Here is a 24771-nt window from a genome sequence, read left to right as displayed (position 1 = left end):
GTCTGAGCAAGCGCTTGTTCAACCAGGCGCTGCGCTCCTGACGCGCTTCAAACAACCGTTGTATTAAACGCACCTGACGACTGGCAGGAAAATTCACTTGCGAGCCAATATTACATGCATCATATTACACGCGTAATATTTATCTGATCCGACAGGTACCCTGCCATGACCAGCATGACTGCAGTTGAAGAGCCCGGAATCGCTACCGCACTGAACCCATCCAGGCCTGCACTGCTCAAGCGCCTGATGCTGATAATTCTGGCCGCCGCTGCGCTGGTGTTGATCGGACTCTATGGCCTGCACTGGTGGACCAGCGGGCGCTTTATCGAAGATACCGACGATGCCTACATCGGCGGTGATGTCACGGTGATCGGGCCGAAAGTGGCCGGCTACATCGAAGAAGTGCTGGTGACCGACAACCAACAGGTGCATGCCGGTGACTTACTGATCCGGCTCGACTCACGGGATTACCGCGCCAGCCTGGCCAAGGCCGAGGGTGCGGTAGCTGCCGAAGAAGCCTTGCTGGCCAACCTCGACGCCACCGAACAACTGCAACACGCGGTGATTGATCAGGCCCGGGCGGGGATCGATGCCACGGGCGCGGAGATGTCGCGCTCACGCGACGACAATGCGCGCTACAAACGCCTGGTCGGCAGTTCCGCAGTGTCTGTGGAGAGTGCGCAACGGGCAGACGCCGCCTTCAAAACCGCGCAAGCCCTCAGCGCCCGGGCGCAGGCTGAACTGCTCGCCACCCAGCGCCAGTTGAACGTGATCGCCACTCAGAAACAGCAGGCCAGAGCGGCGTTGATGCAAGCCCAGGCCGAGCGGGATATCGCTCGATTGAACCTCGGTTACACCGAGTTGCGCGCGCCTGCAGATGGCGTGATCGGCAACCGTCGGGCGCGGGTGGGCGCCTATGCCCAGGCCGGATCGCAACTGCTCTCGGTGGTACCGGCCAGTGGCCTGTGGGTCGATGCCAATTTCAAGGAAGATCAGCTCAGACTCATGGTTCCCGGCCAGCGGGTCAGTATCCACGCTGATGTGATGCCCGGTCGGGAGTTCCACGGCCACCTGGACAGCCTGGCCCCGGCGACTGGCGCGCAGTTCAGCGTGTTGCCGCCGGAAAACGCTACGGGCAACTTCACTAAAATCGTCCAGCGCGTGCCGGTGCGAATCATCCTCGATCCGGCTGACGCGGTGCTGGGCCAACTGCGTCCGGGCCTTTCGGTTACCGCGTCAGTCGATACGAAAGCCGAACATAAAGAACCTTCGGCGGCCGTCGCCCAGGCCAGCGCACCATGAGTCGCGCCCTCGCTGCACGGGCTCAGCCCTTCGATGCCAGTACCATGGCGACCGCGACCAAGGTGTTCGCCTTCGCCACTATGTGCATCGGTATGTTCATTGCGCTGCTGGATATCCAGATTGTCTCGGCGTCGTTGCGCGACATCGGTGGCGGGCTCTCGGCCGGCACCGACGAAACCGCCTGGGTGCAGACCAGTTACCTGATCGCCGAAATCATTGTCATCCCGCTCTCGGGCTGGCTTTCTCGGGTGTTTTCCACACGCTGGCTGTTTTGCGTCTCGGCGGTCGGTTTCACCCTGGCCAGCTTGCTCTGCGGCGCGGCCTGGAACATCCAGAGCATGATCGCCTTCCGCGCGTTGCAAGGGTTTCTCGGCGGTTCGATGATCCCGCTGGTGTTCACCACCGCGTTCTTTTTCTTCACCGGCAAACAACGGGTAATCGCCGCAGCGACCATCGGCGCCGTGGCTTCGTTGGCTCCGACCCTGGGCCCGGTGATCGGTGGCTGGATCACCGATATCTCATCCTGGCACTGGCTGTTCTACATCAACCTGGTACCGGGGATTTTCGTCGCGGTGGCGGTGCCAATGCTGGTGAAAATCGACGAGCCGGAACTGTCGCTGCTCAAGGGCGCCGATTACCTGAGCATGGTCTTCATGGCACTGTTTCTCGGTTGCCTGGAATACACCCTCGAAGAAGGCCCGCGCTGGAACTGGTTCAGCGACAGCACCATCCTCACGACCGCATGGATCTCCGGGTTGGCGGGACTGGCCTTTATCGGTCGCAGCTTGCACGTGGCCAACCCGATCGTTGATCTGCGGGCATTGAAAGACCGCAATTTTGCCTTGGGTTGTTTCTTTTCCTTCGTCACTGGCATCGGCCTTTTCGCGACCATTTACCTGACACCGCTGTTTCTCGGACGGGTACGCGGCTACGGCGCGCTGGACATTGGTCTTGCGGTGTTCTCCACCGGGGTGTTCCAGATTATGGCGATTCCGCTGTATGCCTTCCTGGCCAACCGCATCGACCTGCGCTGGATCATGATGACCGGCCTGGGGCTGTTTGCCTTGTCGATGTGGGATTTCAGCCCGATTACCCACGATTGGGGGGCCAGAGAATTGATACTGCCGCAAGCCTTGCGTGGTATCGCCCAGCAATTGGCGGTGCCGCCGGCCGTGACCTTGACCCTCGGTGGGCTGGCCCCGTCTCGGTTGAAGCACGCCTCGGGGTTGTTCAACCTGATGCGTAATCTGGGTGGTGCGATTGGCATTGCTGCCTGCGCGACCATCCTCAATGACCGCACCAACCTGCACTTCACCCGGCTGGCCGAGCATCTCAATAGCAGCAACGAAGCCTTGAACCAGTGGCTGACGCAGGTGGGCGGTAACTTCGCCGCCCTCGGTCAGACCGGCGACCAGGGCGTTACCGCCAGCCTTCATCAACTGTGGCTATTGACCTGGCGCGAAGCCCAGACACAAACCTATGGCGACGCGTTTCTGATGATCATGGCCTGCTTCATCATCGCCACGGCGATGGTGCCCTTGATGCGCAAGGTCAAACCACCGGCCGCGCCGTCTGCCGATGCTCATTGAGGCCAAATGAGCGGATCCGGTTTATTCCTGCGGGAACTTGCGGAAACCTACCGCCAGACGGTTCCAGCTGTTGATTGTGGAAATAGCCATGGTCAGGTCGACCATTTCGCTGGCACTGAATTCAGCGCTCAGCAGCGCGTAATCTTCATCCGGCGCGTGGGTTTCCGAGAGTCGGGTCAGGGCTTCGGTCCAGGCCAGTGCGGCACGTTCACGCGGGGTGAAAAACGGCGTTTCACGCCAGACCGAAACCGCATACAGACGACGTTCGGTTTCACCACCCTTACGGGCATCAGCGGTGTGCATGTCGACGCAGAATGCACAGCCATTGATCTGCGAAGCGCGCAGCTTGACCAGCTCGACCAGGCTTTTTTCCAGTGGCAGTTTCGATACCGCAGTTTCCAGCGCCAACATGGCTTTGAAGGCATCCGGCGAAGCGGTGTAGAAATCGATACGAGGTTGCATGGTGTGCTCCATAACAAGTGGGGGTGTAGATACGTTAGCCCCGCCTGTGAGTTGCACAAATAACCAATTTTTTGGAAGTTGAGGATACCAATCGGTGGAACGACGACTCCGATAGACCGAGTCGCCTACTCCTTGCCCGCGATAGGCGTCAGACCAGACACCCTCAATAAACAAGCCACCTCTCTAGGCCCTGCTGCGCAACCACTGCAAAAAGCCCTTTTTTTTCTCCACCACTTTTGGCACTTCCTGAGTCAGGGTGTGCGCGGTGTGCAGGCGGAAATCCAGCAGGTTTTTCATTGCATCACTGATATCGCGGCGCGCATCCAGGCAAGGTTTCAAGTACTCCTTCTCGATGCGATACAAGGTGCAAAAGGTCTTGGCCGAGAAATCGGCGATCACGGCCTGATCGGAGAGGATCCCGGCCTCGCCGATCACCTCTCCCGGCCCCATGCGCCCGGCTTCGAACTTGCTGCCGGCACGGCTCAGGGCTACCGAAACCACACCGGACTCGATAATGAACAAATGATCGCTGACCTCGCCAGTGGCCAGGATCATCTCGCCGGCGTGGAAGGTTTGCAGGGTCATGTTCTGGCTGAAGGTGTCTTTCTCCTCCTGACGCAAGGTCGAGAAAATATTCGAACTTTCCAGCAGCGCCCGGGGCCGTGAGTAGTTGGCCGGCGTCGCGCTTTCCACCGTCGACAACAGGCTCACACCCGACGCCCTCAAGTGCCGATACGCCAGATCGAACAGCTGATTGCGTACTTCACGCTTCTGAGCCATGGACGATACAAACCCGCTGATTTCGTATTCCACCCCATCGCTGCTGGAGCTTTTCAGCGCAACATTGGGTGCTGGCCTGCCGAGCAGTGGCCGACACCCCTGCATGGCACGCTCCAGGGCTTCGATCACCGTTTGCGGCCGGGCATGGGGACTGATCTGCAGGCTCACGGACAGACCGAATATGTCGCGGGGCCGGCTGAAATTGATGATCTTGGCTTTTGCCGCCAGGGAGTTGGGGATCACGGCCATGCTGCCTTGAGTCGTTTGCAAGCGCGTCGCCCGCCAGTCGATATCGGTCACCCGACCTTCGGTGCCATCGATCGAGATCCAGTCATCGATTTGATAGGGCTTGGTGGCGTTCAGGACGATGCCGGAGAACACATCGCTAAGGGTGCTTTGCAGCGCCAGACCGACAATGATCGCCACCGCCCCGGAAGTCGCCAGCACACCCTTGACCGGCAAATCGAGCACGTAGGCCAGCGCCGCAATGATCGCCATCAGGAAAATCACCGCGCCGAGCAAATCCTGCAACAACCGCCCGGTGTGCCCGACCCGCTGCATCATCAGGGTACCGAGCAGCACCGTCAGGGTCCGCGCGCCGAACAACCACCAACCGATCTGCAGACCGGTCGCGGCCAGGTGCAACGGCACATTCTCCGGCCACGGCGGCGTTTCCATCGGGTTCATGCCCTCGTTGAACAGCAGCGCGCTGAACAACGAGAAAATCACCAGCCGCACCACCAGTTTCCAGTTGCTGCCACTGGCTGAAATCAACCGCCACAAAAAGATGTCGATAAGGACCAGGGCCAGGGCACAGAGCAGTGGGTGATCGGAGATAAATATCGGCATCAAGCAACTCCAGCAAGCGAATGGCGCGAAGATCGCACAAATACCCCCTGTGGAGTTATAGCTTTAAATCGAGTAGGAGGCGGATTCACATCCGCCGTCCTCTCACCGTACGTACGGTTCCGTATACGGCGGTTCAGGTTAAGCGGTTAAGCCGGCGTATCGTGTCCAGTATCGAGACCAGCCCGAGTCGATCCCATAGTTTCTTCGCCAGCGCCTGATTCATGTGGAGGGCTCCGGAGTTCCGCCAAGGGCCTCGACCATTGAATGCCGAGTTACAAGCACGCGCCTCATTGAGTCCCAGGCGTGGCCACCACAGCCAAGCTGGTTGCGCTGACGCGCAACGCGCCATGCCTGGCGCACAGAAAAAAACCGCCTGGCGCGAACGCCAGACGGTCTTGATACCTGCTATTCAGACGCGTGGTAAGGTTATTTGGCGGTCCACTCGGCAACACGTTGCGGGTGCTTGGCCACCCAGTCCTTGGCAGCAGCTTCAGGCTTGGCACCATCCTGAATCGCCAACATGACTTCGCCAATCTCGTCTTTGGACCCCCACTGGAATTTTTTCAGGAAGGCAGCGACCTCCGGAGCCTTCTTCTCCAGATCTTTACTACCGATGCTGTTGACGGTTTCGGCAGCGCCGTAAACGGCTTTAGGATCGTCGAGGAAGCGCAGTTTCCACTTGGCGAACATCCAGTGCGGCACCCAGCCGGTGACAGCGATGGACTCGTTCTTCTCTTCAGCACGGGTCAGTTCGGCAATCATTGCCGCACCGGAACTGGCTTGCAGCTTGTAATCGAGACCGTAATCCTTGATGGCCTGATCGGTCTTGAGCATCACGCCTGAGCCGGCATCAATCCCGACGATCTTGCTCTTGAAGGTAGTGTCATCTTTCAGGTCGGCGATGGACTTCGCCTTGACGTACTCCGGTACGATCAGGCCGATTTTCGCGTCCTTGAAGTTAGGACCGTAGTCGACCACCTTGTCCTTGTTCTTGGCCCAATACTCACCGTGAGTCACCGGCAGCCAGGCCGAGAGCATCGCGTCGAGTTTGCCGGTGGCAACGCCCTGCCACATGATCCCGGTCGCAACGGCCTGCAGCTTGACGTCATAACCGAGCTTTTGCTTGATCACTTCAGCCGCCACGTTGGTCGTCGCCACGCTGTCGGACCAGCCGTCGACATAGCCGATGCTCAGGGTTTTGCTGTCGGCACTCGCCACGCTGGAACCAATCGCAAGTACCAGAGCGGCACCTGCACCTAAGAGTTGTCGCATCTTCATCGTTACTTCCCCGAAAGTGCTGCGCCCGACGGATGCCGAGCGGCGTCAACTTATTGTTCACAGCGCCCCCTTCACGCTTCATTGCCAAACCCGTCCGAATATCAGCGGAGTACTGATGCTTCGATCATCAACCTGACGTGCGCGACGACCTGCTCTGGCTGCGACCTCAAGGCAACGAGAAACGACATCAGAACGCCAGTAATCGTGACAATGAGGAATACCTCGCCGGGTACCGCCCGAACATTGCTTGTCAAATGTATGCAGCTCCCCAAGCACGCGGCAAATGCAGGTAAGATGCGCGGCTTTGCTCCCAGACGGCCTGACCATGCCCGCGACTGCCCGCTTTCCTTTCTTACCTTACCTATTCGCCTGTCTGCTTGGCCTGTTTGCGCTATGCGGCTTCTGGTACGGTCTCGGCCAACCGGTACTGCTACCGGATGTAGCCAGCGCCAGGCACAAGCTGCAATGCGCCTCCTATACCCCGTTCGATAAAGACCAATCACCGTTCGACGAACCGTTCAAGTTGCGCCCCGAACGCATGGACGCCGACCTTGCGCTGTTGGCGACCCGCTTCGAATGCATTCGCACCTATTCCATGACCGGTCTCGAAGCCCTTCCCGACCTGGCGCGCAAGCACGGCTTGAAGCTGATGATCGGCGCGTGGGTCAACAGCAACCCGGTGGATACCGCCAAGGAAGTCGACATGCTGATCGCCTCAGCCAATGCCAACGCGGATGTAGTGACCTCGGTGATCGTCGGCAACGAAGCGCTGCTGCGCAAGGAAGTCACCGGAGCCCAGTTGGCCAAGCTGATTCTCAAGGTGAAAAGCCACGTCAAACAGCCGGTGACCTACGCCGATGTCTGGGAGTTCTGGCTCAAGCACCCGGAAATCGCCCCGGCAGTAGATTTCCTGACCATCCATTTGCTGCCGTATTGGGAAGATGATCCGTCCAACATCGACGCCGCCCTCAATCAGGTCGCGCAAGTCCGCCAGGTATTTGGCAATCGCTTCGCCCCCAAAGACGTGATGATTGGCGAAACCGGCTGGCCAAGCGAAGGCCGCCAGCGCGAAACGGCGCTGCCAAGCCGGGTCAACGAAGCCAGGTTCATTCGTGGTTTTGTCGCCTTGGCTGAGCACAATGGCTGGCACTACAACCTGATTGAAGCCTTCGACCAACCCTGGAAGCGCGCCAGCGAGGGGGCTGTCGGCGGCTATTGGGGGCTGTTCGATGCAGATCGTCAGGACAAGGGTGTATTGGCCGGGCCGGTGTCGAATCTGCCCTTCTGGCCTCAATGGCTGGGCATCGGTGGGTTGCTTTTCCTCGGCACACTGATCCTCGGCGGTCGCGTGCGCAGCACTCGCACTGCTCTGCTCCTGCCGCTGCTCGGCGCATTGGGCGCCTGCTCCATCAGCGCCTGGGGCGAACTGGCACGAGTCACCAGCCGCTTTGCCGGCGAATGGATCTGGGCCGGATTGCTGGTCGGCTTGAATCTGCTGGTGCTGGCCCACGCAGCACTTGCCCTGAGCGCCAAAACCGCATGGCGCAAGTGTGCCTTCAACTGGCTGGAACAGCGCGCTGGCTGGCTGCTGGCGGCCGCAGGCTTTGCCACAGCGGTGATGATGCTGGAGCTGGTGTTCGACCCACGCTATCGCAGCTTCCCAAGCGCAGCCTTGTTGCTGCCGGCGCTGGTTTACCTGTGCCGCCCGATCAGCGTTGCGCGCCGGGAGGTCGCCTTGCTGACCTTTATCATCGGTGCCGGCATCGCCCCGCAGCTGTACCGCGAAGGCCTGCAAAACCAGCAGGCCTGGGGCTGGGCGCTGGTGAGTGTGTTGATGGTCGCTGCGTTGTGGCGCAGTTTGCGGGCTCGCAAGGGCTGATCGACAGGTACAAAAAAGGGATGACCACGGTCATCCCTTTTTTTCGCTCGCGATTCAGCTCAAGTGGCAACGTCCGGCGCCCGGACCAACCGCAATGCCCCAATCACCACCGCAAACACCGCAAGACTGACGTTATACAACGCCAGCGCCGGAAAGCCGAACAACAATGACAGCACCGCCAGACTCCATCCGGCACGCCCCGGCACCAGGAACCCAATGATCGCCGCTGCCAGCGCAGTCCAGCCCATGATCTTGAAATGAATCATCAGCCCCAGGGTCGAACGCGCCTGGCACTCCCAACGGCTCGCCTCATCGACACAGACGCCAACCCACCGGGCATCCTCCATAAGCCCATAACGCATGCCATAACTGGCGGCCAGCCATAATGGCAAGACAATAAGCAGCAGAATCACGGGCAGACGACGGGACATGAAGCACTCCGATAAACGAAAACGGCGCTCAGCTTAATCGCCCGACGAGGGTATGCAAGCGCGTTGCACAGATAACTATCCGCCAAACAGCTGCAAAGTGTATCGTCTAGCTACTATTACCCCGATTATGGCTGTCTGGACCGGCTATTTGTGCCGATGCATGGCACTTCGGCGACAGCGCGATGGTCATAGCCTGCATACCTCACTCGGCACCTTTTTCTTAGGGATCCAGTCATGCTCCGTTCCTTGCGCCTCGCTGCCTTGTTTGGCGGCCTTATCTTGAGTGCGTCCGCACTGGCGGTCGATATCGACGCCGTCAGTTATGGCTACCCGCTGACCAACCCGTTCGAGGCGACGATTGCTACTACCCCACCGGATTTGCGGCCGGAGCTGCCGTCCGATGAGGATATCGATCAGGCTGATTACAGCCTGAGGTTGCGCCCGGAGCGTGAGTTCAACCTGCCGGACAATTTCTGGGCAGTGAAGAAGCTCACCTACCGGATGGCCAAACAGGATCACGCCGCACCGCTGATTTTCCTGATCTCCGGTACGGGCGCGCCCTACAACAGCAGCATTAACGAATACCTGAAAAAGCTCTACTACAAAGCCGGCTATCACGTGGTGCAACTGTCGTCGCCAACCAGCTTCGACTTCATGAGCGCTGCATCGCGCTATGCCACGCCAGGTGTGACCAAGGATGACGCCGAGGACCTGTACCGCGTCATGCAGGCCGTGCGTGCACAAAACCCGAAACTGCCGATCACCGACTACTACCTCACCGGCTATAGCCTGGGCGGCCTGGATGCGGCGTTTGTCAGCAAGCTGGATGAAACCCGACGCAGTTTCAACTTCAAGAAAGTCCTGCTGCTCAACCCTCCGGTCAACCTTTACACCTCGATTACCAACCTGGACAAACTGGTCCAGACCGAGGTCAAGGGCATCAACAACAGCACCACATTTTATGAACTGGTGTTGAACAAACTGACTCGCTACTTTCAGCAAAAAGGCTATATCGATCTCAACGACGCGTTGCTCTACGACTTTCAACAGTCCAAACAGCATCTGAGCAATGAACAGATGGCCATGCTGATCGGTACCTCGTTCCGCTTTTCTGCGGCCGACATTGCCTTCACCTCGGACCTGATCAACCGCCGCGGCCTGATCACCCCACCCAAATACCCGATCACCGAAGGCACCAGCCTTACACCGTTCCTCAAGCGTGCCCTGCAATGCGACTTCGATTGTTACATCACCGAGCAGCTGATCCCGATGTGGCGCGCCCGCACCGATGGCGGCAGCGTGCTGCAACTGATCGACCAGGTCAGCCTTTATGCACTCAAGGACTACCTGCACAACAGCCCGAAGATTGCCGTAATGCACAACGCCGACGACCTGATTCTCGGCCCGGGCGACCTTGGTTTTCTGCGTAGAACCTTCGGCGACCGCCTGACCGTCTACCCCCATGGCGGCCATTGCGGCAACCTCAACTACCGCGTCAACAGCGACGCCATGCTGGAGTTCTTCCGTGGATAGGGCCCGTTATAAACATCTCCTGCTTATCGCTGCGTTACTTTTCGCGGGCTATGCCAACGCCGACAACAGCAAGGCCAACACCACCACCGTGGTCGATCAGGACGGTTTCACCGAGCCCATGACCAAACTCAAGTTCAACCCTGGGCTGGACCAGCGCGAATTCGAACGCTCGACCTTGAACGCGCTGAATGTCTATGACCCGCTGGAGTCGTGGAACCGCCGGGTCTACCACTTCAACTATCGCTTCGATCAGTGGGTGTTCCTGCCAGTAGTCGACGGTTATCGGTACATCACCCCAGGCTTCCTGCGCACGGGTGTGAGCAACTTTTTCAACAACCTCGGTGATGTGCCCAATCTGCTCAACAGCCTGTTGCAGTTCAAGGGTAAGCGCTCCATGGAGACCACCGGTCGATTGTTGCTCAACACCACCATCGGCATCGCCGGTTTGTGGGACCCGGCAACCATGATGGGCCTGCCACGCCAGAACGAAGACTTCGGCCAGACCCTGGGCTTCTATGGCGTCCCGGGCGGTGCCTACATTGTCCTGCCGATCCTCGGCCCCTCGAACCTGCGTGATACCGGCGGGCTGGTGTTCGACTTCACGGCGGAATCGCAGATCAACTTCCTCAATGTCTCGAAGGTCAGCGAGAACCATCCGGAAATCTGGGTCCTGCGCGGCATCGATAAGCGCTACCAGAACAGATTCCGCTACGGACAGACGAACTCGCCGTTCGAGTACGAAAAAGTGCGTTACGTCTACACCGAGGCGCGCAAGTTGCAGATTGCTGAGTAACGCGATCCATGGGTGAAAAAAAGGCCATTCGACTCAATCGAATGGCCTTTTTCTTTAGCGTTTTGTAGAACGCCGTTTCAGGCCTTCGCCATCCGCCAGACCTTGCCCGCCGCCATCACCCCCACCAGGACCACCGCCCCGGCGATAATCCCGGCCACAGCATTGAGCAGTATCGGCACGATCAGCGAAAAGCCACCTGTGCTCTGGCTCACGCTTTCTATCCAGTGATGAGCCGCCGGCACACCATGGGTGAGAATCCCGCCACCGACCATGAACATCGCCGCGGTGCCGATCACCGAGAGGCTTTTCATCATGTACGGTGCGGCACGCAGGATGGCGCCGCCAATGCGTTTGGCCACCTGCCCTGGCTTGCGGGTTAGCCATAACCCGAGATCGTCGAGTTTGACGATGCCGGCCACCAGGCCATAGACGCCGACGGTCATGATGATGGCGATACCCGACAGCACGATGATCTGTTGCATCAGCGGCGCGTCGGCCACAGTGCCCAGGGTGATGGCGATGATTTCTGCCGAGAGGATGAAGTCAGTGCGCACAGCACCCTTGATCTTGTCCCTCTCGTAGGCCACCAGGTCGACGGCCGGATCTGCCACGGCATCGATCAGTTGATCATGGCCGGACTTGTCGTCGGCCTCGCTGTGAAGGAACGTGTGGGCAAGTTTTTCGAAGCCTTCAAAGCACAGATAGGCCCCGCCGAGCATCAACAGCGGAGTCACCAGCATCGGCGCCAAGGCGCTGATGGCTAATGCAGCAGGAACGAGGATTAACTTGTTGCGAAACGAGCCCTTGGCCACGGCCCAGACCACCGGAATTTCACGCTCGGCGCGCACACCGCAAACTTGCTGGGCGTTGAGCGCCAGGTCGTCGCCAAGCACACCGGCGGTTTTCTTGGCGGCCAGCTTGGTCATCAAGGCTACATCGTCGAGCACGGCGGCGATGTCGTCGATCAGCACCAGCAAACTGCTTCCTGCCATGGATCAGGCTTCCTTCGATCATGAATTTTGTCGAGCATAGCGCGACACAAGGCGCTGCGGGGCATTCTTGAGCCCCGCGCAAAGCCGGTGCTACCATGCGCAACCGCCAGAACAGGCAAGGAATCACCTGGTTTATGAGCACCATCCGCGAGCGCAACAAAGAACTGATCCTGCGCGCAGCCAGCGAAGAGTTTGCCGACAAGGGCTTCGCTGCGACTAAAACCAGTGACATCGCGGCCAAGGCGGGGTTGCCCAAGCCCAACGTCTACTACTACTTCAAGTCCAAGGAAAACCTCTATCGCGAGGTGCTGGAAAGCATCATCGAGCCGATTCTGCAGGCCTCGACGCCGTTCAATGCCGACGGTGTGCCCAGCGAAGTGCTCAGTGGCTATATCCGTTCCAAGATCCGCATCTCCCGCGATCTGCCGTTCGCGTCCAAGGTGTTCGCCAGCGAGATCATGCACGGCGCACCGCACCTGAGCCCCGATCAGGTCGAGCAGCTCAATGCCCAGGCCAAACACAATATCGACTGCATCCAGACCTGGATCGACCGCGGGCAGATCGCCCAAATCGACCCCAACCACCTGATGTTCAGCATCTGGGCGGCAACCCAGACGTACGCCGATTTCGACTGGCAAATCTCGGTCGTCACTGGCAAAGCCAAGCTCGATGAAACCGATTATGAAGCGGCGGCACAGACCATCATCCGCCTCGTGCTCAAGGGCTGCGAGCCGGACAAGTAGACCGCGGCGCCCTCAATCGCGAGCAAGCCCGCTCCCACACTAAAACGAGTTCAGCCGAAGATTCGTGGCCAACACTGATCTAATGTGGGAGCGGGCTTGCTCGCGATAGCCATCTGCCAGACACATCCAGCTAAAGGTCCACCCCCACAACCCGGCATTCACCGATCTACCCTTTCAGTAAATTTTCTACAGAAAGGGCAACGGAATGCCTGAACTGCCAGCATCACATCGCTTGCGCATCGGTCGCTATGCCGAACAAAACAGAATCTATCTGCTTACCGCGAACACTCTCAATCGCGAGCCTGTTTTCAGGGATTACACCCTGGGTCGGCTAGTGGTTCATCAATTCAGAAAGGCTGAGGAACAAGGACTGGCAAGTTCTCTGGCGTGGGTAGTCATGCCGGATCATTTCCACTGGCTTGTTGAACTGCACCAAGATTCTTTGGGCGAGCTGATGTGCCGAACCAAATCCTTTAGTACTCGAGCGGTCAACACTGCCACTGGGCGAACTGGAAGCCTTTGGCAACAGAGTTACCATGATCACGCCGTGCGCCATGAAGAGGGTTTGAGACGAGTCGCGCGTTATGTCGTGGCCAACCCAATGCGGGCAGGACTTGTGAAGCAGATTGGCGACTATCCGCTTTGGGATGCGATTTGGGTTTAGCCAATAGACCGAGTTGCCCCCATCGCGAGCAAGCCCGCTCCCACACCAGACTGAGTTCATCTGCCGGATTCTCGGCTAACACAGATTTAATGTGGGACGGGCCGGGCGACGTTCGCTTGCTCACTATTGCTATCGATCAGGCACCACTGATCAAGCCGTCACACCCGCATCCGCCTGCAACCCCTGCGCCTCGATGGCGCTGATTGCGCATTGCTCGTCGATGTCAGAGGTATCGCCGCTGATGCCAATGGCGCCAATCACCACACCCTCCTGATTGCGAATCAACACCCCGCCCGGCGCCGGCACCACGCTGCCCTGCCCCAGGCTATTGAGGGCGGCGATAAAGGCCGGCCGCTGCTGCGCGTCCAGCGCCAATAGCCGTGAACCCTTGCCCAACGCGATCGCGCCCCAGGCTTTGCCGATGGCGATCTGCGGGCGAAGCAGGCTCGCGCCATCTTCACGTTGCAAGGTCACCAGATGCCCTCCGGCATCAAGTACCGCGATGGTCAGCGGTGCCGCGGCGATCTTGCGCCCCGCAGCAATGGCTCGACCAGTCAGGCTAACTGCGTCTTTCAAGGTTAAAGCGCTCATGGGTGCCGTCCTTATCTTGTTAGGGGAAAGCCTTTGGGTTTCTTTTTCTTGAGAAGCCCGACGCGACAAATAGAACACAATGAGTTATTTTTTTGTATACAATATTTATCGAAAAGCTGCTTGTGCGACGAAAAGCCACAGTACTTCTGGCTTATGACGAATGAAACAGCCGCTTGATAAAATGGATTGACCTGCGCCGTCCGCCGTGAATACACTCTGCGCAAAGCCACTTGTATACAATTACAAAACCTAAGAGGCACAAAACCATGAGCAAAATGAGAGCAATCGAAGCCGCCGTTCTGGTGATGCGCCGCGAAGGGGTTGATACCGCTTTTGGCATCCCCGGTGCAGCCATCAACCCGCTGTACTCCGCCCTGCAAAAGGTCGGCGGTATCGATCACGTCCTCGCTCGCCACGTTGAAGGCGCCTCGCACATGGCCGAGGGCTACACCCGCACTAAAGCCGGCAACATCGGCGTGTGCATCGGTACTTCCGGGCCTGCCGGTACCGACATGGTCACCGGGCTCTACAGCGCCTCGGCCGACTCGATTCCAATCCTCTGCATCACCGGCCAGGCACCCCGGGCCCGTATGCACAAGGAAGACTTCCAGGCGGTCGACATCACCAGCATCGTCAAGCCAGTGACCAAGTGGGCGACCACCGTTCTGGAACCGGGCCAAGTGCCCTATGCCTTCCAGAAAGCCTTTTTCGAAATGCGCTCCGGCCGCCCTGGCCCGGTGCTGATCGATCTGCCGTTCGACGTACAGATGGCAGAAATCGAATTCGATATCGATGCCTACGAACCGCTGCCGCTGGCCAAACCAACGGCTAATCGCGTGCAGGTCGAGAAAGCCCTGGCCATGCTCGATCAGGCTGAACGGCCATTGCTGGTCGCCGGTGGCGGCATCATCAATGCCGATGCCAGTGACTTGCTGGTGGAGTTCGCTGAGCTGACCGGCATTCCAGTAATCCCGACCCTGATGGGCTGGGGCACCATCCCTGACGATCACCCGTTGATGGTCGGCATGGTCGGTCTGCAAACCTCGCACCGCTATGGCAACGCGACCATGCTCAAGTCCGACGTGGTACTGGGTGTAGGTAACCGCTGGGCGAACCGTCACACCGGTTCGGTGGACGTGTACACCGAAGGCCGCAAATTCATCCACGTTGACATCGAACCGACCCAGATCGGCCGCGTGTTCACCCCGGACCTGGGCATCGTTTCCGACGCTGGTTTGGCGCTGAAAGTGTTCATTGAAGTCGCTCGCGAATGGAAAGCCGCCGGCAGGCTGAAGGACCGCAGCGACTGGCTCAAAGACTGCCAGCAGCGTAAAGCCAGCCTGCACCGTAAGACCCACTTCGACAACGTGCCGGTCAAGCCGCAGCGCGTATACGAAGAGATGAACCAGGTGTTCGGCAAGGACACCTGCTACGTCAGCACCATCGGTCTGTCGCAGATTGCCGGCGCGCAGTTCCTGCACGTCTACAAACCGCGTCACTGGATCAACTGCGGTCAGGCCGGCCCGTTGGGCTGGACCATTCCGGCCGCGCTCGGTGTGGTCAAGGCTGACCCGAGCCGCAAAGTCGTGGCGCTGTCCGGCGACTATGACTTTCAGTTCATGATCGAAGAGTTGGCGGTGGGCGCGCAGTTCAAACTGCCGTACATCCACGTCGTGGTGAACAACTCCTATCTGGGGCTGATCCGTCAGGCACAGCGCGGTTTTGACATGGACTACTGTGTACAGCTGTCCTTCGACAACCTCAACGCTCCGGAACTCAACGGCTACGGTGTCGACCATGTCGCGGTTGCCGAAGGCCTGGGTTGCAAGGCTCTGCGCGTCTTCGAACCAGCTGACATCGCCCCTGCCCTGCGCAAGGCCGAAGAGCTGATCGAGGAGTTCAAGGTTCCGGTGATCGTCGAGATTATCCTGGAGCGCGTGACCAACATTTCCATGGGCACCGAGATCAACGCCGTCAACGAATTCGAAGATCTGGCGCTGGTCGGCAGCGATGCGCCGACGGCGATTTCGTTGCTCGACTGATTGCGTTGAAGGATCGTTCCCACGCTCCCGCGTGGGAATGCCGCCCCGGACGCTCCGCGTCCAGCCCTTAGGTGACGCAGAGCGTCACCGGATGCATTCCCACGCAGAGCGTGGGAACGATGAATCCTTACAGGAGACCACCATGCCGCGTTTCGCAGCCAACCTGTCCATGCTGTTTACCGAGCAAGGTTTTCTTGCCCGCTTCGAAGCTGCCGCCAAGGCCGGCTTCAGTGGTGTCGAATACCTGTTCCCGTATGACTTCAGCTCCGCCGAAATCAAGGCGCAGCTCGATGCCCACGGTCTGACCCAAGTGCTGTTCAACCTGCCGGCCGGTGACTGGGCCAAGGGCGAACGCGGTATCGCGTGCCTGCCGGATCGGGTCGAAGAGTTCCGCGCGGGTGTCGATCTGGCGATCGCTTACGCGAAAGTGCTGGGCAATACCCAGATCAACTGCCTGGCCGGCATCCGCCCACAAGGCCTGGACGCCGCCACCGTTGAAAAGACCTTCGTCGCCAACCTCAAGTACGCCGCCGACAAGCTGCAAGCAGCGGGCATCAAGCTGGTGATGGAGGCGATCAACACCCGCGACATTCCGGGCTTCTACCTGAACAACACCGCTCAGGCCCTGTCGATTCGCGAGCAGGTCGCCAGCAACAACCTGTTCCTGCAATACGACATCTACCACATGCAAATCATGGAGGGCGACCTGGCCCGGACCATGGCCGACCATCTGGACGAGATCAATCACATCCAGCTCGCCGACAACCCGGGGCGTAACGAACCGGGCACTGGCGAGATCAACTACCGTTTCCTGTTCGAACACCTGGACCGTATCGGTTACCAGGGCTGGGTCGGCTGTGAATACAAGCCGCTGACCACGACTGAAGCCGGGTTGGGCTGGTTGAAAACCCATAACGCGATTTGACACGACACCTGTGGGAGCGAGCTTGCTCGCGAAGAGGCCATTACATTCAGCATCAATGTTGACTGTCACACCGCTATCGCGAGCAAGCTCGCTCCCACAAAAGCAGCGCACCCCTATTTGCTTGAAGCAGCAATAAAAACAAGAGGATTTTCTCATGGCTAAAATCGGATTTATCGGCACCGGCATCATGGGCCACCCAATGGCGTTGAACCTGCAAAAAGCCGGTCACAGCCTGTACCTCTCGGCGCACCACGACCCCGCCCCTGCCGACCTGGTGGCCGCTGGCGCGGTCGCTCTGGCGAACCCGAAAGAAGTCGCTCAGGAAGCTGAGTTCATTATCATCATGGTTCCGGACACCCCGCAGGTCGAAGACGTGCTGTTCCGCGCCGACGGCGTGGCTGCCGGTGTCGGTCCAGGCAAGATAGTGATCGACATGAGCTCGATCTCACCGACCGCGACCAAAGCCTTCGCCGCAAAAATCAACGAAACAGGCGCGCAATACCTCGATGCCCCGGTGTCCGGCGGTGAAGTCGGTGCCAAGGCTGCCACGTTGAGCATCATGATCGGCGGCGACAGCCAGGCCTTCGAACGCGCTCTGCCACTGTTCCAGAGCATGGGCAAGAACATCACCCTGGTCGGTGGCAACGGCGACGGTCAAACCGCCAAAGTGGCGAACCAGATCATCGTCGCGCTAAACATCCAGGCGGTTGCTGAAGCCCTGCTGTTCGCCTCGAAAAACGGTGCTGATCCCGCCAAGGTCCGTGAAGCACTGATGGGTGGCTTCGCTTCGTCAAAGATCCTCGAAGTCCACGGCGAGCGCATGATCAAAGGCACGTTCGATCCTGGCTTCCGCATCAGCCTGCACCAGAAGGATCTCAACCTGGCCCTGGCCGGTGCTCGCGAGCTGGGCATCAACCTGCCCAACACCGCCAACACCCAACAAGTGTTCAGCACCTGCGCGGCCATCGGTGGCAGTAACTGGGACCACTCGGCGCTGATCAAAGGTCTTGAGCACATGGCGAATTTCTCGATTCGCGATAAATAAACCAACCCGATCGTTCCCACGCTCTGCGTGGGAATGCATCCCGTGACGCTCCGCGTCACCGCCGAAGCGGACGCAGAGCGTCCATTGAGGCATTCCCACGCAGAGCATGGGAACGATCAGCCAAAACAATAAGATTGGGAGCCCGCCATGTCGGTCGATCCGCAACAATTCCTGCGTGAGCTGTTCGCCACAGCCATCGACGCCGCCCACCCGCAGCACGTCCTTGAAGCCCATTTGCCCAGCGATCGAAGTGGTCGGGTGATCGTGATTGGCGCGGGTAAAGCCGCCGCGGCCATGGCGCAAGTGGTCGAGCGTTGCTGGCAGGGCGAAGTCTCGGGACTGGTAGTGACCCGCTACGGTCACGGCGCCCCTTGCGACAAAATCGAAGTAGTCGAAGCCGCCCACCCGGTGCCTGACGCGGCCGGTCTGGCCGTGGCAAAACGGGTGCTGGAACTGGTCAGCGATCTGACTGAAGACGACCGGGTGATCTTCCTGCTCTCGGGCGGCGGCTCGGCATTGCTGGCACTGCCGGCGGCCGGGATCACGCTTGCCGACAAACAGTCGATCAACAAAGCCCTGCTCAAATCCGGTGCCACCATCGGCGAGATGAACTGCGTGCGCAAGCACCTCTCGGCGATCAAGGGCGGCCGCCTGGCCAAGGCCTGCTGGCCAGCGACGGTCTACACCTACGCGATTTCCGATGTACCGGGCGACCTGGCAACGGTGATCGCCTCCGGGCCGACCGTGGCCGACCCGAGCACCTCGGCCGAAGCCCTGGCTATTCTCAAGCGCTATGCCATTGATGTTCCGGCGACCGTGCGCAGCTGGCTGCAAAGCGCCGAATCGGAAACGGTCAAACCTGGTGATCCGGGCCTGAGCCGCAGTCACTTCCAGCTGATCGCGCGACCGCAGCAATCGTTGCAAGCGGCGGCGGTGAAAGCTCGTCAGGCCGGTTTCAGCCCGTTGATTCTCGGCGACCTGGAAGGCGAGTCCCGGGAAGTGGCCAAGGTCCACGCCGGGATCGCACGCCAGGTTGTGCTCCACGGCCAGCCACTGGCGGCGCCGTGTGTGATTCTCTCTGGCGGTGAAACCACCGTCACCGTGCGTGGCAATGGCCGCGGCGGGCGCAACGCCGAGTTCCTGCTCAGCCTCACCGATAACCTCAAGGGTCTGCCCGGCGTCTATGCGCTGGCCGGCGACACCGATGGCATTGACGGTTCCGAAGACAATGCCGGCGCCATCATGACCCCGGACAGCTACGCTCGCGCCGCCGCCCTGGGTCTGAGCGCCAGCGACGAGCTGGACAACAACAACGGCTATGGCTACTTCGCCGCGCTGGATGCGTTGGTCGTCACCGAACCGACCCGCACCAACGTCAACGACTTTCGCGCCATCCTGATTCTCGAGAGCCCTAAACATGACGCCTGACAAGAAGGTCAAAATCCTCGCCACCCTTGGCCCTGCCACAGACGGAATCGACGATATCCGTGAGTTGGTCGAAGCCGGGGTGAACATCTTTCGCCTCAATTTCAGCCATGGCGACCATGCTGATCATGCTCAGCGCTACCAGTGGATTCGCGAAGTCGAGAAACAGCTGAATTACCCGCTGGGGATTCTGATGGACCTGCAAGGTCCGAAACTGCGGGTCGGGAAGTTTGCCGAGGGCAAGGTTCAACTGATGCGCGGTCAAGCCCTGCGTCTGGACCTGGACGCAACGCCCGGCGATCAACGCCGGGTCAACCTGCCCCACCCGGAAATCATCGCTGCGCTGGAACCGGGCATGGACCTGCTGCTGGACGACGGCAAGCTACGCCTGCGAGTGACCGCCAAACATGCCGATGCCATCGACACTACGGTGCTCAACGGCGGCGAGCTGTCTGACCGTAAAGGCGTCAACGTCCCGCAAGCCCTGCTCGAATTGAGCCCACTGACCGCCAAGGACCGTCGCGACCTGAGCTTCGGCCTGGAGCTGGGTGTGGACTGGGTGGCGCTATCGTTTGTGCAGCGTCCGGCAGACATCCTCGAAGCCCGCGAACTGATCGGCGACAAAGCCTTTCTGATGGCGAAAATCGAGAAGCCGTCAGCCGTCGAACACTTGCGAGAAATTGCCGGGCTGAGCGACGCGATCATGGTTGCCCGCGGCGATCTGGGCGTGGAAGTGCCGGCCGAAAGCGTGCCGCAGATTCAGAAGAACATCATCACTATCTGCCGACAGCTCGGCAAACCCGTGGTGGTGGCGACGCAGATGCTCGAGTCGATGCGCTTCTCCCCGGCACCGACCCGCGCCGAAGTCACTGACGTTGCCAACGCCGTGGCCGAGGGTACCGACGCGGTGATGCTCTCGGCAGAAACCGCGTCCGGTGATTACCCGCTGGAAGCGGTGCAGATGATGAGCAAGATCATCCGCCAGGTCGAAAGCGGCCCGGATTATCAGACGCAACTGGACGTCAGCCGGCCTCAGGCCGAAGCCACGGTGTCCGACGCCATCAGCTGTGCGATCCGCCGCATCAGCAGCATCCTGCCAGTGGCGGTGCTGGTGAACTACAGCGAATCCGGCAGCTCCAGTTTGCGGGCAGCGCGGGAACGACCGACAGTGCCAATTCTCAACCTGACACCAAACCTGCAAACCGCACGCCGCCTGACCGTGGCCTGGGGTGTGCATTCGGTGGTCAATGATCGATTGCGTCAGGTTGACGAAGTTTGCTCCACGGCCCTGGAAATCGCCCAGGCGCAAGGCATGGCCAAGCGTGGCGACACGTTGTTGATCACCGCGGGCGTGCCTTTCGGTCAGCCGGGATCAACTAACTCGTTGCGCATCGAGACGTTGATTTAGCGCCTGTTCCGGCCTCATCGCGAGCAGGCTCGCTCCCACAGTTGATTTGTGTTGTTCGCAGATCTGACAACTGAACAAAGATTCAGTGTGGGAGCGAGCCTGCTCGCGATGGGGGCGCCTCGGTTTACCAGACATAGACTCGAAATGCCCTCAAACCACTTCAACACCCACTGCCCCGACTGGGCCACTGCCCTGCTCAACGGCTTCAGCCAGATTTTCCTCCAGCGCCATCCGCTGTTTGGTCTGCTGTGCCTGCTGGCCATTCTGTTTACTGCTCCAGCCTTGCTCGGCGGTGCGCTGCTGGGCGGTGTCGCCGGGTTGCTCACCGCGCAACGTCGCGGTTATGCCAAGGCTGAGCGTCAGGCCGGTCTGTTCAGTTACAACGGTGTTTTGCTCGGCTTGCTGCTGAGCCTTTATTTCCCCTGGTCAGCGATGTTGCCGCCGCTGATCATCGCCTGCGGTGGCCTGAGTGCGATACTCACTCAGCAATGGCTCAAGCGCGCCCGCGATCAGCATTGCCTGCCCGCCTACACCGCGCCCTTCGTTGGATTGAGCTGGTTACTCCTGAACTTTGCTGCACCCCAGTCTCCTGCACCCTTGATTGAAATGAACACCCTCAACCTGGTCGCAGCCTCGTTGAAAGGGCTTGGTCAGGTCATGTTTCTGGGTCATCCGCTGGCCGGTGCACTGATTGCTATCGGATTGCTGATCGCCGACCGCCGCGCTTTCTTATGGGCGCTGCTGGGTTCTGCCGCGGGTCTGTGCTTTGCCTTGCTGCATCACGAAACGTCAAACGCGCTGCTGGGTTTGAGCGGTTACAACGCAGTGCTCGCCGCCCTTGCCTTCAGCCAGCAACGTCGCCAACCCTGGCTACCGTTGTTCGGCATTGCCCTGGCCATACTGCTGACACCCGGCTTCAGCGCCTTGGGCCTATCGGCGCTCACCGCACCCTTCATCCTCGCCTGCTGGCTGGTCCGTGCCGGCATTCGCGTGCTGCGCCAGGCCGCCGTGGACAGTGCGCCTTGCGCTATCAGGGACAATCACCCTAGGCTGCGCTGATCATTGCTTCAGGCGCTCTCCATGAACAGCAGCAACAACAACTGGCGTGAACCGCTTTACGTCATGATTTTCCAGACCGACACGATGGCCGGAAGACGTTTCGACAGCGCACTGCTGTTAATCATCCTCGCCAGTCTGGTGATCGTGATCCTCGACAGCATCAACAGCGTCCATCAGAACTACGCAGACCTGCTGGCCTACATCGAGTGGGGCTTCACGGTCATCTTCGTCATCGAGTACGGCTTGCGTCTGTACTGCTCGCCCAAGCCGCTGCGTTACGCCTTCAGCTTCTACGGACTGGTGGACCTGCTGGCCATCGTCCCGGGGATCCTCGCGCTGTACTACAGCGACGCTCAGTACCTGCTGATCATCCGGATCATCCGGATGCTGCGGATTTTCCGCGTACTCAAGCTCAGCCCGTACCTGAAACAGGCCAACTACCTGCTGGATGCCCTGCGCGGCAGCAAACAGAAAATCCTCGTGTTCCTGCTCAGCGTCTGCACCCTGGTGACCGTGTTCGGAACGCTGATGTATGTGGTCGAGGGCCCTGAACACGGCTTTACCAGCATCCCCAAGGGGATCTACTGGGCGATCGTCACTCTGACCACCGTCGGTTATGGCGATATCGTGCCCAAGACGTCACTGGGACAAGTGATCTCGGCCATGGTGATGATCACCGGCTACTCGATCATCGCCGTGCCCACCGGGATTTTCACTGCGGAACTGGCCAGCGCCATGCGCGGCGCCCAGTTGCAGCACAACTGCCCGGTGTGCCCAAAAAACAATCATGAACACGACGCAGCGTTCTGTTCACGTTGCGGCAATGCGCTATTCAAAAAAATAGAATAAGCAAAGTTCTTTTTAATCTTTAAAGAGATATGAAGCCCCGGCTATAGTCGCTGGCAACTTGCATCACTTTTAATAGAACAAGGAATGCGCAGTGAAAAGACTCTTTAGCGCCTCACTTTTGGCCGCTGGCCTGGCCTTGGGTAGCGTGGCTCAGGCCGCACCGACCCTGCTCAACGTTTCCTACGACGTGATGCGAGATTTCTACAAAGACTACAACACTGCCTTCCAGAAACACTGGCAAGCCGAGCACAACGAAAACATCACCTTGCAGATGTCCTTCGGCGGTTCCAGCAAACAAGCCCGGTCGGTCATCGACGGCCTGCCGGCTGATGTCATCACGATGAACATGGCCACCGACATCAACGCTCTGGCCGACAATGGCAAACTGGTTCCCGACAACTGGATCACCCGCCTGCCGGACCACAGCGCACCGTTCACCTCGGCCACCGTGTTCATCGTCCGCAAAGGCAACCCGAAAGCCCTGAAAGACTGGCCGGACCTGCTAAAAGACGGCGTGCAAGTCATCGTGCCGAACCCGAAAACTTCCGGCAACGGCCGCTACACCTACCTCTCGGCGTGGGGCTACATACTGAAAAACGGCGGCGACGAAAACAAGGCCAAAGAATTCGTCGGCAAGCTGTTCAAGCAAGCGCCGGTACTCGACACCGGTGGCCGCGCCGCCACCACGACCTTCATGACCAACCAGATTGGCGACGTGCTGGTGACCTTCGAAAACGAAGCCGAAATGATTGCCCGCGAATTCGGTCGCGACCAGTTCGAAGTGATCTATCCAAGCGTCTCCGCCGAAGCAGAGCCACCAGTGAGCGTGGTCGATAAAGTCGTCGACAAAAAAGGCACCCGCGCCGCAGCGGACGAATACCTGAAGTACCTCTGGTCTCCAGAAGGTCAGGAAATCGCTGCCACCAACTTCCTGCGACCACGCGACCCGAAGGTCCTGGCCAAGTACACCGACCGCTTCCCGAAAGTCGACTTCCTCTCGGTAGAGAAAACCTTCGGTGACTGGCGAACCGTGCAGAAGACCCACTTCAACGATGGTGGAGTTTTCGATCAGGTCTACAGCGGGCAATAAGCGCTGGGCTCCCATGAAAAAGGCGACCTTCGGGTCGCCTTTTTCATGCCGGATAGATGCTCACATCGGTGGCGTCACGCCATCCTTGCCGGCCGAAATCGATTGAGCCGTCAGCGTGCCATCGACGCTTTGCGAGGCGAACAACACAACTTTGACCCCAACCTTGAGCAGGCTGCGATCGCCCGGAGCCAGGTTGACGATGGGCACGTCATCCGGCACCAGGATTGTCTGTTGACCGCCCTTGTAATTGACCGTCAGGGTGCGCCCGTTGCTGACCACCAGATCACCGACGCTACCATTGGTCATGCTGCTGCCCTTGACCAGATCGAAGGGCCGATGGCCATCGCCGGTGCCAGCCATTTGTGGGGGGAACACGTGAACCTCCAGCGCCTTGAGCGTCCCATCCGCCTGCGGCACCGCGGCCGAACCGATGTAGCTGCCAGGTTTAATGTCTTCGATGTTGGCCAGGGTCACCGCGCGCACCACGGTGTTCGGGGTGAGGTTGATGGTCACGTTTTCTCCGCTATTGGCGCGCACCTGCATCACGTCCCCGGCAACCTCGATGATTTCACCGCGTACGGCGACGCGCATACCCGGAGCGTCCTGGGTCTGAGCGGCGCCTGCGGGCATCAATGCCAATAAAATGATGGCCCACGCCAGTGCCGTACTTCGTATCACGCTGCTGCAAATCTGATTCATGGGTTTGGCTTCCTGTGAGGAAACATCCAAGAGAGACGCTGGAGAGCCGGTCACATTCATAGAGTGTAGATAGCACCAGCAAGCTATCTAACGAGATTTGAGCGAATGTTTCATCGGACGCTGACGTCGGACACGGGTGAGCGGCGCGCCTTTGGTGCTGCGATCGCCAGTGCACTGCACGAACAGGCTGGGCGGTTGTGAATCGTGATCATCGGCAGCACGCTTGCGCCATTGGCGTTGGTGCGGTTTTCGAGTGTATCCGGGAAAGGGTCACTGGCGGCTGTGTAATGCTCCAAAGCTTCGCCAGCAAGCGAAGCGCCGCCCGGCCCTATCCCGCAAGTTC

22 protein-coding genes and 1 pseudogene are annotated in these 24771 nt (G+C 59.4%); 15 read left to right on the top strand and 8 right to left on the bottom strand.

Translation table 11 applies throughout. The annotated features are described in order from the left end of the window. Positions 1–165: 165 nt before the first annotated feature. Together AC07O1_RS15650 and AC07O1_RS15645 are read left to right on the top strand one after the other, a co-directional pair. Positions 166–1302, top strand: a complete 1137-nt coding sequence (locus tag AC07O1_RS15650) for an HlyD family secretion protein (RefSeq protein ID WP_495089274.1) — start codon at positions 166–168, stop codon at positions 1300–1302. Further along, a complete protein-coding gene (locus tag AC07O1_RS15645; protein ID WP_494994163.1) occupies positions 1299–2891 on the top strand; it encodes a DHA2 family efflux MFS transporter permease subunit in 1593 nt (530 codons plus the stop codon). Before AC07O1_RS15650 ends, AC07O1_RS15645 begins: the two co-directional genes overlap by 4 nt. Positions 2892–2912: 21 nt before the next feature. On the opposite strand, the gene AC07O1_RS15640 is transcribed toward AC07O1_RS15645, so the two are convergent. From AC07O1_RS15640 to AC07O1_RS15625, 4 genes and pseudogenes are all read right to left on the bottom strand, one after another. Then, positions 2913–3353: a carboxymuconolactone decarboxylase family protein gene (locus AC07O1_RS15640; RefSeq protein ID WP_495012183.1), complete on the bottom strand. Its 441-nt coding sequence runs from the start codon at positions 3351–3353 to the stop codon at positions 2913–2915. A 183-nt stretch (positions 3354–3536) separates the two neighbouring features. Continuing rightward, positions 3537–4982: a mechanosensitive ion channel domain-containing protein gene (locus tag AC07O1_RS15635; protein ID WP_495089273.1), complete on the bottom strand. Its 1446-nt coding sequence runs from the start codon at positions 4980–4982 to the stop codon at positions 3537–3539. A gap of 133 nt (positions 4983–5115) precedes the next feature. Beyond that, a pseudogene (locus AC07O1_RS15630) lies at positions 5116–5286 on the bottom strand (group II intron reverse transcriptase/maturase); the annotation flags it as partial. A 122-nt stretch (positions 5287–5408) separates the two neighbouring features. Then, positions 5409–6260 carry a glycine betaine ABC transporter substrate-binding protein gene (locus AC07O1_RS15625; protein ID WP_495089272.1) on the bottom strand — a complete coding sequence of 284 codons (852 nt, stop codon included), beginning with the start codon at positions 6258–6260 and terminating at the stop codon, positions 5409–5411. A gap of 283 nt (positions 6261–6543) precedes the next feature. Here AC07O1_RS15625 and AC07O1_RS15620 point away from each other — a divergent pair, with 283 nt between their 5' ends. Beyond that, positions 6544–8139, top strand: coding sequence for a glycoside hydrolase family 17 protein (locus AC07O1_RS15620; RefSeq protein ID WP_495089271.1), 1596 nt, complete (start codon positions 6544–6546; stop codon positions 8137–8139). Between the two features lie 59 nt (positions 8140–8198). On the opposite strand, the gene AC07O1_RS15615 is transcribed toward AC07O1_RS15620, so the two are convergent. After that, positions 8199–8570: a hypothetical protein gene (locus AC07O1_RS15615; RefSeq protein WP_495089270.1), complete on the bottom strand. Its 372-nt coding sequence runs from the start codon at positions 8568–8570 to the stop codon at positions 8199–8201. Positions 8571–8804: 234 nt separating this feature from the next. On the opposite strand from AC07O1_RS15615, the gene AC07O1_RS15610 reads away from it, so the two are divergent. Next, positions 8805–10103 (top strand): serine/threonine protein kinase, encoded by a 1299-nt coding sequence (locus AC07O1_RS15610; RefSeq protein ID WP_495089269.1) that lies wholly within the window; start codon positions 8805–8807, stop codon positions 10101–10103. Further along, a complete protein-coding gene (locus AC07O1_RS15605) occupies positions 10096–10896 on the top strand; it encodes an MlaA family lipoprotein (protein ID WP_495089268.1) in 801 nt (266 codons plus the stop codon). Before AC07O1_RS15610 ends, AC07O1_RS15605 begins: the two co-directional genes overlap by 8 nt. 77 nt (positions 10897–10973) lie before the next feature. Here the strand turns inward: AC07O1_RS15605 and AC07O1_RS15600 are convergent, their stop codons facing one another. Further along, the gene (locus tag AC07O1_RS15600; RefSeq protein ID WP_495089267.1) at positions 10974–11888 is read right to left on the bottom strand and encodes a DUF808 domain-containing protein; all 915 of its coding nucleotides are present in this window, start codon (positions 11886–11888) and stop codon (positions 10974–10976) included. Positions 11889–12022: 134 nt separating this feature from the next. Between AC07O1_RS15600 and AC07O1_RS15595 the strand changes: the two genes are divergently transcribed. Continuing rightward, positions 12023–12631, top strand: coding sequence for a TetR/AcrR family transcriptional regulator (locus AC07O1_RS15595; RefSeq protein WP_495012187.1), 609 nt, complete (start codon positions 12023–12025; stop codon positions 12629–12631). A gap of 205 nt (positions 12632–12836) precedes the next feature. Next, positions 12837–13295 (top strand): REP-associated tyrosine transposase, encoded by a 459-nt coding sequence (locus AC07O1_RS15590; protein ID WP_495089266.1) that lies wholly within the window; start codon positions 12837–12839, stop codon positions 13293–13295. Between the two features lie 150 nt (positions 13296–13445). Here AC07O1_RS15590 and AC07O1_RS15585 read toward each other — a convergent pair whose 3' ends face one another. Beyond that, positions 13446–13886: a GlcG/HbpS family heme-binding protein gene (locus AC07O1_RS15585; RefSeq protein ID WP_495089265.1), complete on the bottom strand. Its 441-nt coding sequence runs from the start codon at positions 13884–13886 to the stop codon at positions 13446–13448. A 266-nt stretch (positions 13887–14152) separates the two neighbouring features. Here AC07O1_RS15585 and gcl point away from each other — a divergent pair, with 266 nt between their 5' ends. From gcl to AC07O1_RS15545, 8 genes are all read left to right on the top strand, one after another. Beyond that, positions 14153–15928 carry a glyoxylate carboligase gene (gene gcl / locus AC07O1_RS15580; protein ID WP_495089264.1) on the top strand — a complete coding sequence of 592 codons (1776 nt, stop codon included), beginning with the start codon at positions 14153–14155 and terminating at the stop codon, positions 15926–15928. Positions 15929–16070: 142 nt separating this feature from the next. Then, entirely contained in the window at positions 16071–16853 is a 783-nt protein-coding gene (gene hyi / locus AC07O1_RS15575; RefSeq protein ID WP_495089263.1) for a hydroxypyruvate isomerase, read from the top strand. A gap of 154 nt (positions 16854–17007) precedes the next feature. Further along, positions 17008–17898: a 2-hydroxy-3-oxopropionate reductase gene (locus tag AC07O1_RS15570; RefSeq protein ID WP_495012191.1), complete on the top strand. Its 891-nt coding sequence runs from the start codon at positions 17008–17010 to the stop codon at positions 17896–17898. A 147-nt stretch (positions 17899–18045) separates the two neighbouring features. Continuing rightward, positions 18046–19326, top strand: a complete 1281-nt coding sequence (locus AC07O1_RS15565) for a glycerate kinase type-2 family protein (RefSeq protein WP_495089262.1) — start codon at positions 18046–18048, stop codon at positions 19324–19326. After that, entirely contained in the window at positions 19316–20731 is a 1416-nt protein-coding gene (gene pyk, locus AC07O1_RS15560) for a pyruvate kinase (RefSeq protein WP_495089261.1), read from the top strand. The genes AC07O1_RS15565 and pyk overlap by 11 nt, the downstream gene beginning before the upstream one ends. 144 nt (positions 20732–20875) lie before the next feature. Beyond that, entirely contained in the window at positions 20876–21790 is a 915-nt protein-coding gene (locus AC07O1_RS15555; protein ID WP_495089260.1) for an urea transporter, read from the top strand. A 21-nt stretch (positions 21791–21811) separates the two neighbouring features. Continuing rightward, complete coding sequence (locus tag AC07O1_RS15550; RefSeq protein WP_495089259.1) at positions 21812–22639, top strand: ion transporter; 828 nt, start codon at positions 21812–21814, stop codon at positions 22637–22639. Positions 22640–22730: 91 nt separating this feature from the next. Continuing rightward, the gene (locus AC07O1_RS15545; protein WP_495089258.1) at positions 22731–23729 is read left to right on the top strand and encodes a sulfate ABC transporter substrate-binding protein; all 999 of its coding nucleotides are present in this window, start codon (positions 22731–22733) and stop codon (positions 23727–23729) included. Positions 23730–23789: 60 nt separating this feature from the next. On the opposite strand, the gene AC07O1_RS15540 is transcribed toward AC07O1_RS15545, so the two are convergent. Continuing rightward, positions 23790–24359, bottom strand: a complete 570-nt coding sequence (locus tag AC07O1_RS15540) for a hypothetical protein (protein WP_494994293.1) — start codon at positions 24357–24359, stop codon at positions 23790–23792. Positions 24360–24771 lie beyond the last annotated feature (412 nt).

Source organism: Pseudomonas sp. GW821-FHT07G10, assembly GCF_059418545.1.
The sequence above is the reverse complement of the archived record's forward strand: the minus strand, read 5'-3'. Positions and strand labels throughout refer to the sequence as shown.

Bases quoted from the DNA above. Each gene is read 5' to 3' on its own strand.
- AC07O1_RS15595 (WP_495012187.1), top strand. From the start codon at position 12,023: ATGAGCACCATCCGCGAGCGCAACAAAGAACTGATCCTGCGCGCAGCC.
- AC07O1_RS15615 (WP_495089270.1), bottom strand. From the start codon at position 8,570: ATGTCCCGTCGTCTGCCCGTGATTCTGCTGCTTATTGTCTTGCCATTA.
- AC07O1_RS15645 (WP_494994163.1), top strand. From the start codon at position 1,299: ATGAGTCGCGCCCTCGCTGCACGGGCTCAGCCCTTCGATGCCAGTACC.
- AC07O1_RS15590 (WP_495089266.1), top strand. From the start codon at position 12,837: ATGCCTGAACTGCCAGCATCACATCGCTTGCGCATCGGTCGCTATGCC.
- AC07O1_RS15620 (WP_495089271.1), top strand. From the start codon at position 6,544: ATGCAGGTAAGATGCGCGGCTTTGCTCCCAGACGGCCTGACCATGCCC.
- pyk (WP_495089261.1), top strand. From the start codon at position 19,316: ATGACGCCTGACAAGAAGGTCAAAATCCTCGCCACCCTTGGCCCTGCC.
- AC07O1_RS15610 (WP_495089269.1), top strand. From the start codon at position 8,805: ATGCTCCGTTCCTTGCGCCTCGCTGCCTTGTTTGGCGGCCTTATCTTG.
- AC07O1_RS15570 (WP_495012191.1), top strand. From the start codon at position 17,008: ATGGCTAAAATCGGATTTATCGGCACCGGCATCATGGGCCACCCAATG.
- AC07O1_RS15550 (WP_495089259.1), top strand. From the start codon at position 21,812: ATGAACAGCAGCAACAACAACTGGCGTGAACCGCTTTACGTCATGATT.
- AC07O1_RS15555 (WP_495089260.1), top strand. From the start codon at position 20,876: ATGCCCTCAAACCACTTCAACACCCACTGCCCCGACTGGGCCACTGCC.
- AC07O1_RS15585 (WP_495089265.1), bottom strand. From the start codon at position 13,886: ATGAGCGCTTTAACCTTGAAAGACGCAGTTAGCCTGACTGGTCGAGCC.
- AC07O1_RS15540 (WP_494994293.1), bottom strand. From the start codon at position 24,359: ATGCCCGCAGGCGCCGCTCAGACCCAGGACGCTCCGGGTATGCGCGTC.
- AC07O1_RS15600 (WP_495089267.1), bottom strand. From the start codon at position 11,888: ATGGCAGGAAGCAGTTTGCTGGTGCTGATCGACGACATCGCCGCCGTG.
- AC07O1_RS15565 (WP_495089262.1), top strand. From the start codon at position 18,046: ATGTCGGTCGATCCGCAACAATTCCTGCGTGAGCTGTTCGCCACAGCC.
- AC07O1_RS15625 (WP_495089272.1), bottom strand. From the start codon at position 6,260: ATGAAGATGCGACAACTCTTAGGTGCAGGTGCCGCTCTGGTACTTGCG.
- AC07O1_RS15640 (WP_495012183.1), bottom strand. From the start codon at position 3,353: ATGCAACCTCGTATCGATTTCTACACCGCTTCGCCGGATGCCTTCAAA.
- AC07O1_RS15635 (WP_495089273.1), bottom strand. From the start codon at position 4,982: ATGCCGATATTTATCTCCGATCACCCACTGCTCTGTGCCCTGGCCCTG.
- AC07O1_RS15650 (WP_495089274.1), top strand. From the start codon at position 166: ATGACCAGCATGACTGCAGTTGAAGAGCCCGGAATCGCTACCGCACTG.
- hyi (WP_495089263.1), top strand. From the start codon at position 16,071: ATGCCGCGTTTCGCAGCCAACCTGTCCATGCTGTTTACCGAGCAAGGT.
- gcl (WP_495089264.1), top strand. From the start codon at position 14,153: ATGAGCAAAATGAGAGCAATCGAAGCCGCCGTTCTGGTGATGCGCCGC.